Genomic DNA, 17,435 nt, shown 5'->3' with positions numbered 1-17,435 from the left:
CGATGGCAATGGTGGATCTGCCAGACGAAAAAACGCCGAAGCGGATGGGAGAACCGGCCGCAACCGACCCGGCGCGGGCTGCCGCGCTGCGTGAAGGCTTCTCGCAGACGATCGAGCGCATTGAGCGGCTCATCGATCTCGAAACGGCGACGTTGGAGCAATATCGGCCGATTGATTTTTCGGAATTCAATCATCGCAAGAGCCATGCGCTTCTGGAATTGAGCCGCGCCATGCGGGCGGTCGGCGCGGAAGCCCGCGATCCCGGCATGCGCGAGGAGCTCGAGCGTCTGAGCGGCAAGCTGAAGCGCAATCTCGCGACGCTTGAGATTCATCTGAAGGCGGTGCGGGAGGTCTGTGCGCTTATATCGCGCGCGATTCAGACGGAAGAATCGGACGGCACTTATTCCTCGGCGATTCACCGCAGGTATGAGCAATCATGATCAAGCTGATCGCGAGCTGCGCCTGGGTTTGCCTGCTGACGGCGGCAGCGGGATACGCCACGACTTTCGTCAAGCTCGATCATGCGGCGGCTGCAGCGCCCGACGATAGCGCTTCCGGGGCCATGGAATACAAGAAGCTGCCGCCGATCAATGTGCCGATGATCGCCGACGGCGCCGTTCAAGGTTATGTCGTGGCCGAGCTCGGCTACACCTACACGCAGAATCTTTCGAAAGCGCCGGTGCCGCCGGATGTCTATCTCCTCGATGAGGCATTCCGCGCAATCTATTCGGATACGACGCTCGATTTCCATCATCTCGAACGATACGACGTGACGGGGTTGACCAAGAAGCTGGTCGATCGCGTCAACCAGCGGCTGCATATGCCGGTCGTCAAGGACGTCCTCGTTCAAGAGCTGAATTTCTTTCCGAAGAGCGATGTCTTTCGCTGAGAGGCCGGTCTTCGCGGCGAATGCACAAGTTTCGAACTGGGGGTTAGCAAAATGGCTTTTGATCGATTGACCTGGATTGGTTTCATGATCGTAGCGCTGGGCTGGGCGATGCTTTTGTCCGGTGCGCCGACGCTGCAGTTTTTTGTTGCCGCGATCGGCCACAAATTGCCGTTCGATATGCCGGCGATTTCGCAAGCCACGATTCTCAGCGGCTTCGGACTCGCGATTCTCGGCGCGTTGCAGACGGGCTTCGGCGCATTGAAGCAGTTCTTCGATGCGGTGGTGGCTCGCACCGCCCGGCCAAGCGAGACGGCGCCGGCGCCGCGCAAAAATCCCGACATCAAGGTTGTCGAGCGCGGCCGGCTGAAAGACCGGCCCTATGTTCTCTTCGGCGACGGGACGATCGAAGTTGAGACTCTGCTTGGCTTGCGGCGCTTCACCTCATTCCGGGATGCGCGCGAGTTCATCGGCTAGGACGCGCTGAGCGGGCGGCGGGCAAGGTGATGGCTTCTTCGATACCAAGGCGCAAAGCGGTCGATACGCGAGGGGAGACTGCTGACGGCAGTCCCCCCGGCGCGCAATTGCCGATCTGGCAACAGACGGTGGCGCGGCTAGGCTGGGGGACGCTCGCCGATGGCGTACTCGGGGGGACGGGCTGCGTCGCGGCGGTCGTCTGCGCGAGCTTTGCCGTCTATATGGCTGCGCATCCCAACCCGACATTCAATGGCATCGAACATCTGATGATCTTTGCTCAGCCGAATTATCAAGCCGAGCCGGCAGTCGCGGACGCCGAGCCGCCGGCGGATCGCAAGGGCATCGACTATTCGGCGACGGGAACGATCCGGGTGCCCGGCGCGGATATGCCGCCGATGCTCGGTCGGATCGAGCCGATCGTTCGCGCCTATGCGCTTCATTATGTGCATGACGGCGAGGCGCTGATCGTCGGCAAGGACGATGCGGTCTATCGTGTGGCGCTCGGATCGATTGTTCCCGGTGTCGGCCGTGTCCTTGCGATCGAAGAGCGGCACGGGCAATGGGTGGTTGTGACCCCACGCGGCTTGATCGTCGCCCGCTGATTGCGTTCAGACGACGTAGATCTTCTTGCGGAGGGCGGTGATTTCCGCCGACGTCAGCGCGGCGGGCCTATTTTTTATGAAAGTCGCGCCGATATTCTGGCCGCGTTGCCAGGCGACGACGGCCTCGGCGAGCTCACCGTCGATATCGCTGAACAGACGAAACCGCCGCGGCACTTTGATTTTCGCGACAAGGATCAACCGCACGCCATGCGCGGAACGATTGTTGATTTGGCAGTCGATGAGAAATTTGTTCTCGAGATCGAGAATTTTACCGGAGAGCAGGCGCGTCCGGCGGCGCGCCTCGCTCCGCTTCTCGCCGCTTTTGGCGGCGGGCTGCGGCGGCGTTGGTTTGGCGCCTAATTCTTCCTCGCGGCCTGGATCGAGAACCCGATAGGTTACGTCGCCAGGCTTCGTCTGCGCGCCGCCGATTTTGACGGCCTCGATCAGCGGTGCTGGGACGGATAGATCGGGCGGCGGGGGCATGGGCGAAGACGGGTTTTTGCGCGGCAAGCTATATAAACTCGTGTATAGTTTATTATTGCACGATGCGTCTTAATCATTGCATAAACCCGCTCGATTTCGGCGTTTGGCGCTGCCGTCGCAAGGCTCTTCGGGGGTAGGATGTTCGTTTCAGTCCGGCGGATCGTGGCTTTTTGTGCCCTCGGAATGCTCGTGCTGGCGCCAGCCGGCGCGGCCTTCGCACAGACGAGCGGCAAGCTCGTCGTCTTCGCAGCGGCAAGCCTTGCGACGGCGCTTAACGCGATCCAGCCCATTTTCGTTCAGGCGAAGGGCCAGGCCGTGGCCATTTCTTATGGCTCGTCCGGCGTGCTCGCCAAACAGATCGAGCAGGGCGCGCCGGCAGATGTCTTCATCTCGGCCGACACCAAATGGATCGATTATTTGCAGAAGAAAAATCTTCTAGCGCCCGGCACGCGCCGCGATTTGCTCGGCAATAATCTTGTCCTCGTCGAACCGGCCGGCGGCGGCACAAAGCTCAAAATCGCCCCCGGCTTCGATCTCGCGGCGTTTACCGGCGACGGCAAGATCGCCGTCTGCACGGTGGCGTCCTGCCCGGCGGGGATCTACGCCAAAGAGGCCTTCACCGAGCTCGGGGTCTGGAGTGCGGTGGAACCCAAGCTGGCGCAGGCCAGCAATGTCCGTGACGCTCTCGCGCTCGTGGCGCGCGGCGAAGCCAAATTCGGCGTCGTCTATGCGACCGACGCGAAAGCCGAGCCGAAAGTCCGCGTCGTTGATGTTTTTCCCGCCGACAGCCACGCGCCGATCGTTTATCCTGTCGCGGTCGTCGCGAGTTCGAAGAATGCCAATGCGGCAAGCTTCGAGGCTTTCCTCACCTCCCAGGCGGCGGTGAAAATCCTGACCCGGCAAGGCTTCAAGTTTTTGTCGAAGCCGAGCGAGTAAGGCTCTGGCAAAGGGATAATTTTCGCCGTAGGGGAGGCGGGCGGCCCGCTCTTCGAGCGATTCACCGGTCATCTGCGGATAGAAAAATGAAAAAGCATGTTGCCGTCCTGCTCGGCGGGTTTTCCGCCGAAAGAGACGTGTCGCTGCGCTCGGGGGCGGCTTGTGCCGGGGCGCTGGCCGAACAGGGGTTCAAGGTCACCGAGGTTGATGTCGGCCGCGACGTCGGCCGGGTGCTCGCCGATCTCAAGCCCGATGTCGCTTTCAATGCCCTGCACGGGCCTTATGGCGAGGACGGCATCATCCAAGGCGTTCTCGAAATGCTGCGGATTCCCTATACCCATTCGGGCGTGCTGGCTTCGGCGCTCGCCATGCGCAAGGACCGCGCCAAGGACGTCTTGAAGGCAGCCGGCCTGCCGGTCGCCGAAAGCCGCACCGTCGATCGGCTCACGGCCGCCAAGGCGCATGTCCTGCCGCCGCCTTATGTGGTGAAACCGCTCGCCGAGGGTTCGTCCTTCGGCGTTTTCATCGTCAAGGGTGATCAGCTTCACCCCCCGCAAGAGTTAACGCGCGAGGACTGGGCGCATGGCGACGACGTGCTCGTCGAGCGCTATGTCGCAGGGCGCGAATTGACCTGTGCCGTCATCGGCAACAAAGCCTATGATGTCATTGAAATCAAAGCCGCGGACGGTGGCTGGTACGATTATAATGCGAAATATGCCGCCGGCGGGTCCGTGCATGAACTTCCGGCAAATCTTAAAGAAAATATTTACCACTTTGTCCAAGAGTTGACGCTCAAGGCGCACAAGGCGCTCGGGTGTCGCGGCGTAAGCCGTGCTGATTTTCGCTATGACGATCGCCCCGGGGGTACGGGCGAACTCGTCATTTTGGAAGTCAACACGCAGCCCGGCATGACCGCCACATCGCTTGTGCCCGAAATCGCCGCACATGCCGGCCTGACGTTCGGTGAGCTTGTCAAATGGATGGTGGAAGACGCCTCCTGCGACCGGTGAGGGAGGCCTTTGAAGGCTTCCAACCCTCCGCGCCGGTCTATGCTGGAGTTGCCAATATCGCGCCGGTGCCGGTCTTTGCGGCCGATTACGGCCGGCGTTCCCTGGCGCGCCGGGCGCCGTCCTTGGCTGACCGGCTCCTTCTTGTGCTCACCGCGCGCGGCGTCGGCACGATCATGGCGCTCGGTCTGTTTCTTGGCGTCGGGCTTTATGGGGCGCGGCTTGGCGGCGAATATTCCACCTTCGTCGCCGCCGAGGGCAGCGTGGCGGATTATGCCGCGCGCGTTGCGGGCTTTGCCATCCGCACGGTAACGATCTCCGGAACTCATGCGTTGACGCAGCAGGAGGTCATCGCCGTCACCGGCATCGGCGCCAAGGATTCGCTGCCTTTTCTCGATGTCCGGACCGTTCGGGCGCGGCTGAAGACGCTGCCGATGGTCAAGGATGCGAGCATCACCAAGCTCTACCCCGGCCGCGTCGTCATCGATATCGAAGAGCGCAAACCTTATGCGCTTTGGCAAATGGACGGCACGGTCAAGATCGTTGCCGCGGACGGCACCGCGATCGACACCTATGACGACCGGCGCTTTGCCGCGCTGCCTTTGGTCGTCGGCCCCGGGGCCAATATGCGGATCGACGAATATATGGCGCTGCTCGCCGCAGCCGGCGACCTCAAGCCGCGCATCAAGGCCGGCATGCTCGTCGCCGGCCGGCGCTGGACGTTGCAGATCGACAATCAGGTCGAGGTCGCCCTGCCGGAAATCGGTGCAGCCGCGGCCGTCGCCGAACTCGCCAAACTCCAGCGCGAGGATCATGTCCTCGACAAGGACATTTTGTTGATCGATCTTCGCGTGCCGGGCCGGATGTTTGTCCGCTTAACCGAAAATGCTGCGGCCGCGCGCGCCGCTGTGCTGGCACAAAAATCGAAAAAGAAAGGCGCACGGACATGAGCCTGCCGCCGCGCATGCGGGCACTCCCAGCGCGTAAAACGGCCGTCCTGTCGGCGCTCGACATCGGCACCTCCAAGATCGTTTGTCTCATCGCGCGGCTTGATCCGGTCGAGGCGATGGAGGCTTTGCGCGGGCGCACGCATCGCTGCCGTATCCTCGGCATCGGGCATCAACGCTCGGCCGGGTTGAAGGGCGGCGTGATCGTCGACCTCGAAGCGGCGGAAGCCGCGATCCGCCGTGCCGTCGACGCGGCGGAGCGGATGGCCGGGGTGCAGGTCGAGAGCGTTATCGTCAACATCACCGGCGGCCGGATCGGCTCGCAGCATTACCAGGCGTCGGTTCGCATCGGCGAACGGGCGGTTGCGGAGGCCGACGTGCATCGCGTGCTCGAAGCCTGCGCGGCGCGAACGCTAGAGCAGGGCAAGGCGGTGCTGCATTCGCTGCCGACCGGCTTTGCGCTCGGCGACATGCGCAACGTCCGCGATCCGAAAGGCATGGTTTGCGACAATCTCGCGGCCGATATGCATATCGTCAGCAGCGATGCGACCGCGGTGCGCAATCTGATGCTCGCGGTCGAACGCTGCCATCTTGCGGTCGAAGCGGTCGTCGCGACGCCTTATGCCGCGGGCCTTGCCGCTCTCGTCGATGACGAGGTCGAGCTCGGCACGACGGTCATCGATATGGGCGGCGGCACCACCTCGGTCGGCGTCTTTTCCGGCGGCAGCCTGGTTCACGTCGATGCCTTGGCGCTCGGCGGCAATCACGTCACGATGGATATTGCCCGCGGCTTCAACACAAGATTAGCCGACGCCGAGCGCCTGAAGACGCTTTATGGCGCCTGCATCGCTTCGGTGTCCGACGAGCGCGAAACGCTGGCAGTGACCTTGGCCGGCGAGGACGGCGATCAGCCGATGCATGTGCCAAAATCGCAACTGGTGCGAATAATCCGCCCGCGCGTCGAAGAAATTTTGGAACTCGTGCGCGACCGTTTGAAAAAGGCGGGCTTTCCCACAAGCTCCGCCTCGCGCTTCATCTTGACCGGCGGCGCAAGCCAGATGACCGGCATGGCCGAGGCCACCAAGCGCATCCTCTCCGGCCAGATTCGCCTTGGCCGACCCCTTGGAATTCAAGGGCTTCCGGAATCGGCGAAGAGTCCGAGCTTTTCCGCTTCGGTCGGCCTTTTGGTCTATCCGCAGGCGGCGAAGATCGAATATTTCCGCCCGCGCCGGCGCGGTGTGGAGCAAGCAAATGACACGAGCGGCTATTTCGCTCGCGTCGGGCAATGGTTGAGAGAAAGTTTTTAGTTGGTAAGAGAAGAACGATAAGCGCGGCGGCTGATTCGTTCTTCGGCGTAAAGGGACAACAATGCGGGCGCCCTGAAGGTGCGCTCCAACGTCAAGAGGCCACACAATGTCGATCGATCTCAAGGCTCCAGAACTGAGGGAACTGAAGCCCCGCATCATGGTGTGCGGCGTCGGCGGCGCAGGGGGAAACGCCGTCAACAACATGATCGTCTCCGGTCTCATCGGCGTCGATTTCATCGTCGCCAATACCGATGCGCAGGCGCTGATGTCGTCGCGCGCGGATCGGATCATCCAGATGGGCCTGCAGGTCACCGAGGGCCTGGGCGCCGGTTCGCAGCCTGAAGTCGGCCGCGCCGCCGCAGAGGAGGTGATCGAGGAAATTCGCGATCATCTGTCCGGCGCGCACATGTGCTTCGTCACCGCCGGCATGGGCGGCGGCACCGGAACGGGCGCCGCACCGATCATCGCGCAGACTGCGCGCGAGCTGGGCATTCTGACCGTTGGCGTCGTCACCAAGCCCTTCCAGTTCGAGGGCGTGCGGCGCATGCGCGTCGCCGATGCCGGCATTCTCGAACTGCAGAAGTCGGTCGATACGCTGATCGTCATCCCAAACCAGAATCTCTTCCGCATCGCCAATGAGAAGACGACCTTTGCGGATGCGTTCGCAATGGCCGACCAGGTACTTTATTCGGGCGTTGCCTGCATCACCGATTTGATGGTGAAGGAAGGCCTCATCAATCTCGATTTTGCCGATGTCCGTGCCGTGATGCGGGAAATGGGCAAGGCGATGATGGGCACCGGCGAAGCGACGGGCGAGAAGCGCGCCGTTCTCGCCGCCGAGGCCGCGATCGCCAATCCGCTGCTCGATGAAGTCTCGATGAAGGGGGCGAGAGGCCTGCTCATTTCGATCACCGGCGGCAACGACCTCACCCTTTACGAAGTGGACGAGGCGGCGAGCCGTATCCGCCAGGAAGTCGACGAGGACGCCAATATCATCCTCGGCGCCACCTTCGATCAGAACTTGGACGGCATGGTCCGCGTGTCGGTCGTCGCGACCGGCATCGACAGCGACGAAATGCCGGCGCTGGGCGACAACGAGCATCGGATCGCGGCGGCGGCGGAGCGGCTGCGCATCCGCACCGAGGTTCGCAGCAGCGAGCCGGTCAAAGCGCGTCCGCTTGCGATCGAGGCGGCGCCAAGCGTCGAGGAACAGCCGATCACCTTCGTCGAGCAGCCGGCACCGCAGCCAGCCCAGCCGGCGACCACGCGCGGCGTGCATCTGCAGCCGGTGCGCCAGGCCGCACCGCAATATGTCGAGCCGGCGCCGGCTCCTGTGCATGACCAGGAAGCCTTCGATCCCGGCCCGTTCATTCCGCCGGCGGCGGAATCACCGGTCGTGCGGCCTCAGCGCATGCCGCAGATCGAGGATCTGCCGATCCCGGCGCAAAAACAGATTCGGGCTCAGCGCGGCGAGCCAGTCGAACCGCAGCAGCGTAAAACTTTGCTGGAGCGTCTCGCTGCATTCGGCGTCAGCCGGCACGACGAGCCGCGTCCCGCCGCACCGGCGCGCGAGCCGGTGGCGAGGCTTCCGGCCCAGGCGCCGAGGCTCGCTCAGCCGAACCCCGTTCACGCCGAATATGGCAAGCGCGCGGTTCAGCAGCCTGCGCCGCGCCAGGTTCAGGCGGCGCTCGACGCGCATCAGGGCCGCACGGCACCGCAGCGTTCGATCGAAGAAGAGCAGTTGGAGATTCCGGCGTTCCTGCGCCGGCAATCGAACTAACCGACTTCAAACCGGCCGCGCTCCAGGGGCTGCGGCCGGCCTCATTTCGTCAGCACAACTCCCGGCTTGTGGACAAGGCGGTTGCTGATCTGCAACACAGGCTTGCCAACGCGGCGTTTGCCGCGCGCGAGGGCCTTTGCCCGCGCCCAGTGATGCTCTAAGGCTCCGGGGCTGCCACAGAAATGCCTCTTATCGGGCCGAGGACTTAGCTTCGGCTCGTGTTTCGCGCCAAGACCGGCGCGTTCTCAGCCTGCTGCCGAGTATCGAACCATGGTCGAGTTGTTCCGCATGCATTTTGCCTTGGTTCCGCTGCGCCGTTTGGGGCAGGCTGCGGGCCTGTTGGCGCTGGCCTTGCCGGTCGCGGCCTGCTCGAGTTCTCTCGATTCGCTCGGCTCGTTCAATCCGATGAATTTGTTCAGCGGCGAGAAGTACGAAACCAAGATCATTCCCGATACGCCGCCCGAGACGCTCTACAATCAGGGCCTCGTCGACATCAGAACCCACAATTACGACAAGGCGACTAAGAAATACGCCGCGCTTGAGAAGCAGTACACGTTCTCGCAGTGGGAAAGCAAAGCCCTGCTGATGGAAACGTTCACGCAATATCAAAACGGCAATTACGACGACGCGATCGGCACGGCGCAGCGTTATATCGGCCGTTATGCCCAGGCGCCCGACCTCGACTATGTCTATTACCTCGAGGCCATGTCTTATTATAACCAGATCCCCGACGTGACGCGCGACCAGGACCGCGCCCGCAAGGCGGCGGTCGTCTTCCAGCAGCTCATCGACAAATTCCCGAAATCGCAATATGCCGACGACGCCCGCTACAAATTGCAGGTGGCGCGCGATCAACTCGCCGGCCAGGACATGATGATCGGCCGCTATTATTTGAAGCAGCATAATTATACCGGCGCCATCAACCGTTTCCGCGACGTGCTGGCGAATTATCAAAGCACGCGTCATGCCCAAGAGGCGCTGCTGCGGCTTGAGGAGGCCTATCTCGCGCTCGGGATCGTCAACGAGGCGCAGACAGCGGCGGCGGTCCTCGGGCACAATTTCCCCGACTCGCCTTGGTACAAGGACGCCTATGCAAAATTGCAGGAAGGCGGCTATCACCCGCAGGAGGATCCCACCTCCTGGATTTCCAAGGTTTTCCACAACGTCGGCTAGCCTTTGGTTGAGTTAAAGGGCTTCACGTAGCCCTTGTCCGACTCGGCTGTTCATGGTTTATTCCGGCGCGGTTCGGGTGTCCTTTTGCCTTGAGCAGCGTCGGCCTTCCGGCCGCGGTGGTTGTCTTATGCTCGTTCAGCTTGCCATCCGCGACATCGTGCTGATCGAAAAGCTCGATCTCGAGTTCGACCGCGGCCTGACGGTGTTGACCGGCGAAACCGGCGCCGGAAAATCCATCTTGCTCGATGCCTTTTCGCTGGCCCTCGGCGCGCGCGGCGATGGGACGCTTGTGCGCCAGGGGGCGCCGCAGGGGCAGGTCACGGCCGTCTTTGAATTGCCCGTGAGCCATCCCGCCTTGGCCGCGGCGCAGGCGCAGGACATCGCGATCGATGGCGCGCTGATCCTGCGCCGGGTGCAGATGGAGGATGGGCGGACCCGCGCCTTCGTCAATGACCAGCCGGTCAGCGCACAGGCTTTGCGGGCGATCACCCGTGAACTCGTGGAAATTCACGGCCAGCACGACGATCGCGCGCTCGTCAATTCGGATGCCCATCGGGCTTTGCTCGACGCATTCGGCGGGCTCGGCGGCGCTCGCGAGGCGGTGCGTGCCGCCTATAAGGCGTTGCGCGGGGCGGAGGCGGAGGCGGCCGCCGAGGCGGCGCGGATCGAACAGGCGCGCCGCGATGCCGACTATCTCGCCCATGCGCATGCCGAATTGGCCAAGCTCGCCGTTGCGCCGGGCGAAGAAGAGGCGCTTGCCGAACGCCGCCAAGCCCTGATGCAGGCGGAGAAAGTCAGCGGCGAACTGCGCGATGCGGCGGAGGCGGTCGGCGGCGAAAGCGCGCCCTTGTCGGCCATGGCTTCGGCCCTGCGTCGATTGGGGCGGCGCCAGGTCCAGGCGCCGGAGCTGCTCGCGCCCGTCGTCAGCGCACTCGATGCGGCGCTGTCCGCCTTTGATGCCGCCCGTCAATCGCTTTCCGAGGCTTTGCGATTGGCAGGGCATGATCCGGGCGAATTGGAGCGCGTCGAGGAACGGCTTTTTGCTTTGCGCGCTGCGAGCCGCAAATTTGGCGTCGCCGTCGATGCTTTGCCGGCGCTCAAGGAGACGCTCGGCGGCGATCTTGCCCGGCTCGAAGCCGGCGAAGCCCGGCTCGCCCAGCTCCGCGCGGCGGCCTCGGCGGCGGCTGCCGCCTATCAGCAAACGGCCAAGGCCTTATCTGCGTCGCGCCAGCGTGCCGCCGCGCATCTCGAACAGGCGGTCAATGCGGAATTGCCGCCGCTGAAATTGGAAGCGGCGCAGTTCATCGTGAAATTCCAATCGGATCCGGCAGCTGCGAGCGCGGAAGGCATCGATCAGGTCGAATTTTGGGTGAAGACCAATCCCGGCACCCGGCCGGGGCCGTTGATGAAGGTCGCCTCCGGCGGCGAACTGGCACGCTTCATGTTGGCGCTCAAAGTCGTCCTCGCTGATCGCGGCTCCGCCCCGACGCTGGTCTTCGACGAAATCGATACGGGAGCCGGCGGCGCAGTCGCCGATGCCATTGGCCAAAGGCTAGCCCGGCTTGCCGGCGGGGTTCAGGTTCTCGCCGTGACGCATGCACCGCAGGTCGCGGCACAAGCCGGCGGACATTTGCGTATCATCAAGGACGCGATAGGCGAGGGCGAGCGCGTTGCGACCCGGGTTCTGCCCCTGACGAAGGCGGCGCGGCGGGAAGAGATCGCGCGCATGCTGGCCGGCGCGACGATTACCGCGGAAGCCCGCGCCGCCGCCGGCCGCTTGATGAACGGCCGGACCTGAATTTGATCGGAGGCGTCGGCCCGCGCGCCGTCTGCGCAATGATGCAATCCGGACCTGTAATTTGTCGCGGATCAACCACTGTCGGATAGGGTGCGGCGCTTATGCAACTCATGCTGGAGAATTCAGCAAATGCCCAAGGCTGAACCTTGCCTTGCGCGGCCGATTTGGCATTCTGAATGCAATTTGCAAAGCAGACGGTGCTCAAATGATTCGTTTGCCGATCACTTCAGCGCAGTTTCTCGCGCCGATAATTTTAAGTTTTGAATTGATTGCAATTTGCGGCACGGCGATCGCCGCCGACCTGCCGACCGAAAAGCCGCCGGTCATGTCGGTTGCACCCGTACCCCCGGCTTTCAGCTGGACCGGATTTTATGCCGGCGTCAGCGGCGGTTACGGCATCGATCACGCGTCCTACCCCTTCGCTGTGACGACCGGCGCGGGCTTTGCCTCCGGGCAAGGCGGTTTGACGCAACACGGCGGCGCCATTGGCTTGCAAGTCGGTTATAATTATCAGCTCAGCAATATGCCGCTGGTCGGCGACCATCTGGTGATCGGTATCGAGGGCGATGCCGCTTGGTCCGGCATCAACGGCCAGTCGACCAACCTGACGGTGCTTGGGCCGGCGAGTTTTGGCACGCGGATCGAGAGCTTCGGCGGCATCGAGGGACGCGTGGGCTATGCCTTCGATCGACTCTTGATCTTCATCCAAGGCGGCGTGCCTTACGCAACGACCAAATCTTATTATAGCGCGGCGGGTTTCAGCGGTTCGGCAACGGAAACACGCTTTCGTATCGGACGGCAAAACCTCGTCGGTGCCGGGGCCGAATACGCGATTAACGACAATTGGTCGATCCGCGCCGATTATGTCTATTCGTTCGTCGGGGCGTGGTGGAAATCCTTCTCGCCAGCTCCGGGCGTGGATATCGGCTATATGACGCGGACGTCGTTTCACACGGCCCGCGCCAGCATCGATTATCATTTCGATTTGTTCGCGCCCGCGACGCCGGTCGTCGCCAAGTATTAGTCCTGGGCCTCGGGCTGCGTAAGCCGCATTTCCCTTCGGCAAGGGATGCGCTAAATTTCGGGCGTGACAAAATCCAAGACCACGAGCAAGACCGCCGGCGATCTTGCTGCCGCGCGCGCAGAATACGCCCGCCTCGGCGCGGAGATCGCGCATCACGATGCGCTTTATTATCGCGAAGACGCGCCGGAAATAACCGACGCAGCCTATGATGCGCTGCGGCACCGCTATGAGGCGTTGGAAAAGGCGCATCCCGAATTCGTCAATGAAAAATCGCTGAGCCAGCGCGTCGGCGCGACGCCTTCGGAGAAATTTGCCAAGGTCCGGCACAAAGTGCCGATGCTCTCGCTCGGCAACGTCTTTGACGATGCCGAGGTCGAAGACTTCGTCGCGCGCGTGCGGCGTTTTTTGGGCCTCGCGGCCGATGCGCCGCTGGCGATGACGGCCGAGCCCAAGATCGACGGTCTCTCGTGCTCTCTGCGCTTCGAGCATGGCCAACTCGTTCAGGCGGCGACCCGCGGCGACGGCTATGAGGGCGAGGACGTCACCGCCAATGTCAAGACGATCGGCGAAATCCCGCATGTCTTGAAGCACGCGCCGCCGGCTGTGCTCGAAGTGCGCGGCGAGGTCTATATGACACGCACCGATTTCGCCGCGCTCAATGCGCGTCAGGCCGAGGCCGGCAAGCCGCTTTTCGCCAATCCGCGCAATTCCGCGGCGGGCTCGCTGCGCCAGCTCGACCCTTCGATCACCGCGTCGCGGCCGCTGCACTTCTTCGCTTATGCCTGGGGCGAGGTGAGCGCCATGCCGGCGGCGACGCAGATCGGCATGATCGAGGCCTTCCGGCACTACGGCCTGCCAGTCAATCGGCTGACCGTGCTGTGTCACTCGGCGGCGGATTTGCTGCGGCACTATCATGAGATCGAGAATCGCCGCGCTGCGTTGCCCTATGACATCGATGGCGTCGTCTACAAAATCGATGATTTGGCGCTGCAGGACCGGCTCGGCTTCGTCTCGCGCGCCCCGCGCTGGGCCGTGGCGCATAAATTCCCGGCCGAGCAGGCGACGACGATCTTGCGCGACATCGAGATCCAGGTCGGCCGCACCGGCGCACTGACGCCGGTTGCACGGCTTGAACCTGTCACCGTCGGCGGCGTCGTCGTCTCCAATGCGACTCTGCACAATGAAGACGAAATTGCGCGCAAGGATATCCGCATCGGCGATACGGTGCGCCTGCAGCGCGCCGGCGACGTGATACCGCAAATCCTCGGCGTCGTGCTGGAGAAGCGGCCGAAGCACGCCAAGCTTTATGAATTTCCGCATGTCTGTCCGGTTTGCGGCTCGGCCGCGATCCGCGAGACGAGCGACGGCGGCACCGATGTCGTGCGCCGCTGCACCGGCGGCCTCATCTGCAAGGCGCAAGCGAAAGAGCGGTTGAAGCATTTCGTGTCGCGGCTCGCCTTCGACATCGAAGGCCTTGGCGATAAGCAGATCGAGCAATTCTATGCCGAAGGGCTGATCACCAAGCCGGACGATATTTTTACGCTCGCCGCGCGGGACGCGAGGGCCGAGACGAAGCTCGCCGACCGCGAAGGCTACGGCGAGACCTCGGTGCGCAATCTCTTTGCCGCCATCGAGGCGCGGCGGGAGATTGCGCTCAATCGTTTCATTTTCGCGCTCGGCATCCGCCATGTCGGAGAGACCAATGCGCGCCGGCTCGCGCGCCATTTCGGCACGTTCGAGGCCTTGCGCGAGACGGCGCGCGCGGCTCGCGAAGGCTCGGAGGCGCGCGCCGAGATCGACAATATCGAGGGTCTTGGCGCGGTGGTGGCCGAAGCGGTCGCCGACTTTTTTGCCGAAAAGCACAATGAAGACGAACTTGACGCGCTGCTCAAATACGTCAGCGTCGTGCCGATGGAGGCGGTTGCCGCCTCAAGTCCCGTCGCGGGCAAGACCGTCGTCTTTACCGGCTCGCTGGAGCGTTTGACGCGCGACGAAGCCAAGGCCCAGGCCGAGCGGCTTGGTGCCAAAGTCGCAGCGTCGGTGTCGAAGAATACCGACCTTGTCGTTGCGGGACCCGGCGCGGGTTCGAAACTCGCCAAGGCAAAGGAACTTGGCATTGAAACGATCGACGAAGACGCCTGGCTGAAGCTCGTCGCGAAGGCGCGGGACTAGCCGTTCGGGGCAAGCAGGGCGAAACCGGCGAACTTGCCGAAATTCTTGCGTTGTTCGGGCGTCGCAAAGACCGAGCGCAGGCTCATCAAAAGCCGGTAAGGCAAAGGCAATTGGATCGGCCGATGCAGTCTGGTCGCCTCTTCGACGTAATAGCGCATGGCGCGCACGTGCCAGCCGCGGCTGCCGAAAAATTCGAACCAATCGCTCGGCGCGAATTTGAACGCGGCGTTGCGCAGATGCGTCCGCGACATCCGGCGTCGAAAGCGCAGAACCTGCGGCGCCATATAATCGGCGATCCAAAAGCGAATATTTTCTTGAGCGCGTAGATCATTCGCCAAGGCGCCGACGGCATCGTTGTCGAGATAGGGTAGGACGCCCTCGGTCAAAACCAGGATGTTTTGGCTGCGCGCACCCATCTCGGCGAGAAATTTCCCCCGGGCGGCGACATCGGCGAGATCGAGCTTGACGCGTTCGAGCCGGCAGCGCGGCGTCTCGCCCGCAAGCTGCTTCTCCTTGTAGGCGATGACGTCGGGATAATCGACTTCGATCCAAGTCGCCTTGTCGATGAAGTCGAGCCGATAGGGGCGCGTATCGAGACCGGCGCCGAGGTTGAGGATAAGATCGACGCCTTCGCCGATCGCCGTGCGCAGAAAATCGTCGATGATGATGGTGCGGATCGAGACGATCCAACCGGTCATCACCCGGCCTGGGATCGCGCGCGCGATCGCCGCACCATGCGCGCCGGCAAGGCGCTGCGCCAGCGGGTCTTTGAACAAGGCGTCCGGCCGAGCGCTTTCGAGCGCCCGGTAATGCGCGACCCAAAAGGCCGTATCCGAGACATTCTCAACGATGGTCATGCTTGCCCTTGCGGCGCTTCGGCCGCTTCGTCGCGCCGCCGATCGGCCGCGTTGCTTGTTTCAGCCATTGCCGCTCGTCGCGTCCGAGATCCGGCGCGAGCAGCTTGGTGACTTTGGCGTGATACGCATCGAGCCAGGCGATTCCTGTCGCGTCGAGCAGTTTGGGCTCGACGAGCGAAAGATCGATCGGTGCGAAAGTGATGGTCTCGAAACCGAGCATGTCGCGTTCGGCGCCCTTGATCTTGAGCGGCACGACGACGACGAGGTTCTCGATGCGGATGCCGAAATGGCCGGCTTTGTAATAGCCGGGCTCGTTCGACAGAATCATGCCCGGTTCGAGGGCGACATTGCTGAGCTTGGAAATGCGCTGCGGCCCCTCATGGACCGATAGATAGGCGCCGACGCCGTGGCCGGTGCCGTGATCGAAATCCAATCCGGCTTGCCAAAGCGACAGGCGCGCCAAGGCGTCGATCTGTGCGCCCGTCGTGCCGTGCGGGAAGACAGCGCGGGCGATGGCAATGTGGCCCTTGAGGACGCGGGTGAAGCGGTCGCGCATTTCCTGCGTCGGCACGCCGACAGCGAGCGTGCGGGTGATATCGGTCGTGCCGTCTTCGTACTGGCCGCCGGAATCGATGAGAAAAATGCCGCGTCTGATCCGGCGGTTGGTGGCCTCGGTCACGCGGTAATGCGGGATCGCCGAATTGGGGCCGGCGGCGGAGATCGTCGGAAAAGACAAGTCCTTCAGCTTGCCAGTCTCGCGGCGAAAGGTTTCGAGCGCCTGCGCCGCGCCGATCTCGGTCAGTTTGCCCTTGGGCGCTTCATCCGAAAACCAGCGCAGGAACCGTACGATGGCCACGCCATCGCGCCGATGCGCGGCCCGCATGCCCTCGAGCTCAGCATCGTTCTTACGCGCCTTCATCAGCGCGATCGGGTCTTGGCCGATGTCCGGCGTGCCGCCGGCCTCTTTCAGCACGCGGGTCAATTTCACCGGCACGGTCGCGGCATCGAAGAGCACGCGTTTCGCATCCGCGCCAAGCCGCGCGAGATCCGCTTCGAGCGCCGAAGGCGTGGCGATCTCAGCCAAATCCTCAAGATAGGCGCGCGGCTCGGATTGGAGTTTAGATGCGTCGATGTAAAGCCGCGGCTTGCCCGCACGCGGGATCAAGGCAAAGGCGAGCGGCAGGGGAGTATAGGTGACGTCCGCGCCGCGGATGTTGAAGGCCCAGGCGGCAGCGTGCGGGTCGCTGACGAGGAGGGCATCGGCCTTGCCCAGCGCGGCGGCGATGCGTGCGAGCTTTTTCTTTGCCGATTCGCCGGCAAATTTTTGCGGATGACGCCTGACCATCCCATGCGGCGGCGCAGGCCGATCGGACCAGACCGCATCGATCGGATTTGGCTCGGCGGCGACGAGCTCCGCGCCGGCGGCCTTGGCGGCCTTTTCATAACGCTCGATCTGTCCCGGCGTGTGCAGCCAAGGTTCGTAGCCCAATCTGGTTCCGGCGGGCAGATGGCTTTCGAGCCATTTCTCCGGGCTTGTCGTCGCAAGGGGAATCGGTTCGACGACAGCAAGGTCAACCTGCTCGCGGACCTGGATCGTGTAGCGGCCGTCGACGAAAAGGACCGCCCGGTCCTTGAGCACGATGGCAAGCCCGGCCGAGCCGGTGAAGCCGGTGAGCCAAGCAAGCCGCTCTTCCGAGGCCGGCACGTTTTCGTTCTGATGCCGGTCCGCGCGGGGGACGATAAAACCGTCGAGAGCGTGTTTTGCCAATTCGGCGCGCAAAGCGGCAAGGCGCGCGGCGGATTGCGACGCGTCGGCCGTCTCGGTGAAGGATTGATAGAGGCTTTCGAACACGGCGCGAGTCTAAAGCATCGGACCGAAAAGTGCGAAGCGGTTTTCGGATGAATCCGATGCGCTGGCGGAAACTGTCACGATCGGACCGAAAAGTGCGAAGCGGTTTTCGGATGAATCCGATGCGCTGGCGGAAA

At 63.1% G+C, this 17,435-nt stretch carries 16 protein-coding genes; 13 read left to right on the top strand and 3 right to left on the bottom strand.

Features of this window, described 5'->3' with window-relative positions; all coding sequences use genetic code 11:
• Nucleotides 1-8 precede the first annotated feature (8 nt).
• The 4 genes from Q0025_RS06755 to Q0025_RS06740 all read left to right on the top strand — a co-directional run bounded on the left by Q0025_RS06755 (nt 9) and on the right by Q0025_RS06740 (nt 1,965).
• A complete protein-coding gene (locus Q0025_RS06755; RefSeq protein ID WP_297297304.1) occupies nt 9-440 on the top strand; it encodes a hypothetical protein in 432 nt (143 codons plus the stop codon).
• Complete coding sequence (locus Q0025_RS06750) at nt 437-889, top strand: hypothetical protein (RefSeq protein WP_297297302.1); 453 nt, start codon at nt 437-439, stop codon at nt 887-889. The genes Q0025_RS06755 and Q0025_RS06750 overlap by 4 nt, the downstream gene beginning before the upstream one ends.
• 84 nt (nt 890-973) lie before the next feature.
• Nucleotides 974-1,363 (top strand): hypothetical protein, encoded by a 390-nt coding sequence (locus tag Q0025_RS06745; RefSeq protein WP_297297300.1) that lies wholly within the window; start codon nt 974-976, stop codon nt 1,361-1,363.
• Between the two features lie 26 nt (nt 1,364-1,389).
• Nucleotides 1,390-1,965 (top strand): hypothetical protein, encoded by a 576-nt coding sequence (locus Q0025_RS06740; RefSeq protein WP_297297298.1) that lies wholly within the window; start codon nt 1,390-1,392, stop codon nt 1,963-1,965.
• Nucleotides 1,966-1,971: 6 nt separating this feature from the next.
• Here Q0025_RS06740 and Q0025_RS06735 read toward each other — a convergent pair whose 3' ends face one another.
• Complete coding sequence (locus Q0025_RS06735; RefSeq protein WP_297297296.1) at nt 1,972-2,448, bottom strand: hypothetical protein; 477 nt, start codon at nt 2,446-2,448, stop codon at nt 1,972-1,974.
• Nucleotides 2,449-2,631: 183 nt separating this feature from the next.
• On the opposite strand from Q0025_RS06735, the gene modA reads away from it, so the two are divergent.
• The 9 genes from modA (at nt 2,632) to ligA (ending at nt 14,592) form a co-directional block, all read left to right on the top strand.
• The gene (gene modA / locus Q0025_RS06730; protein WP_297297392.1) at nt 2,632-3,384 is read left to right on the top strand and encodes a molybdate ABC transporter substrate-binding protein; all 753 of its coding nucleotides are present in this window, start codon (nt 2,632-2,634) and stop codon (nt 3,382-3,384) included.
• 86 nt (nt 3,385-3,470) lie between these two features.
• Nucleotides 3,471-4,394: a D-alanine--D-alanine ligase gene (locus Q0025_RS06725; protein WP_297297294.1), complete on the top strand. Its 924-nt coding sequence runs from the start codon at nt 3,471-3,473 to the stop codon at nt 4,392-4,394.
• On the top strand, nt 4,391-5,341 hold the full coding sequence (locus tag Q0025_RS06720) for an FtsQ-type POTRA domain-containing protein (protein WP_297297292.1): 951 nt from the start codon (nt 4,391-4,393) through the stop codon (nt 5,339-5,341). Before Q0025_RS06725 ends, Q0025_RS06720 begins: the two co-directional genes overlap by 4 nt.
• Nucleotides 5,338-6,645 (top strand): cell division protein FtsA, encoded by a 1,308-nt coding sequence (gene ftsA / locus Q0025_RS06715; RefSeq protein WP_297297290.1) that lies wholly within the window; start codon nt 5,338-5,340, stop codon nt 6,643-6,645. Before Q0025_RS06720 ends, ftsA begins: the two co-directional genes overlap by 4 nt.
• 106 nt (nt 6,646-6,751) lie before the next feature.
• The gene (gene ftsZ / locus Q0025_RS06710; RefSeq protein ID WP_297297288.1) at nt 6,752-8,425 is read left to right on the top strand and encodes a cell division protein FtsZ; all 1,674 of its coding nucleotides are present in this window, start codon (nt 6,752-6,754) and stop codon (nt 8,423-8,425) included.
• A 270-nt stretch (nt 8,426-8,695) separates the two neighbouring features.
• Entirely contained in the window at nt 8,696-9,598 is a 903-nt protein-coding gene (locus tag Q0025_RS06705; RefSeq protein WP_297297286.1) for an outer membrane protein assembly factor BamD, read from the top strand.
• A 127-nt stretch (nt 9,599-9,725) separates the two neighbouring features.
• Complete coding sequence (recN, locus tag Q0025_RS06700) at nt 9,726-11,396, top strand: DNA repair protein RecN (RefSeq protein WP_297297284.1); 1,671 nt, start codon at nt 9,726-9,728, stop codon at nt 11,394-11,396.
• Nucleotides 11,397-11,661: 265 nt separating this feature from the next.
• On the top strand, nt 11,662-12,420 hold the full coding sequence (locus Q0025_RS06695) for an outer membrane beta-barrel protein (protein ID WP_297297282.1): 759 nt from the start codon (nt 11,662-11,664) through the stop codon (nt 12,418-12,420).
• Nucleotides 12,421-12,483: 63 nt separating this feature from the next.
• A complete protein-coding gene (ligA, locus tag Q0025_RS06690) occupies nt 12,484-14,592 on the top strand; it encodes an NAD-dependent DNA ligase LigA (RefSeq protein WP_297297280.1) in 2,109 nt (702 codons plus the stop codon).
• On the opposite strand, the gene Q0025_RS06685 is transcribed toward ligA, so the two are convergent.
• Both Q0025_RS06685 and Q0025_RS06680 read right to left on the bottom strand, forming a co-directional pair.
• The gene (locus Q0025_RS06685; RefSeq protein WP_297297278.1) at nt 14,589-15,449 is read right to left on the bottom strand and encodes an SAM-dependent methyltransferase; all 861 of its coding nucleotides are present in this window, start codon (nt 15,447-15,449) and stop codon (nt 14,589-14,591) included. The two genes, ligA and Q0025_RS06685, sit on opposite strands and share 4 nt — an antisense overlap.
• The gene (locus tag Q0025_RS06680; protein WP_297297276.1) at nt 15,436-17,301 is read right to left on the bottom strand and encodes an aminopeptidase P family protein; all 1,866 of its coding nucleotides are present in this window, start codon (nt 17,299-17,301) and stop codon (nt 15,436-15,438) included. Before Q0025_RS06680 ends, Q0025_RS06685 begins: the two co-directional genes overlap by 14 nt.
• Between the last annotated feature and the right edge of the window lie 134 nt (nt 17,302-17,435).

Origin of the sequence: uncultured Methylovirgula sp. (assembly GCF_947646745.1) — a bacterium.
Lineage (GTDB): Bacteria > Pseudomonadota > Alphaproteobacteria > Rhizobiales > Beijerinckiaceae > Methylovirgula.
The sequence above is the reverse complement of the archived record's forward strand: the minus strand, read 5'-3'. Positions and strand labels throughout refer to the sequence as shown.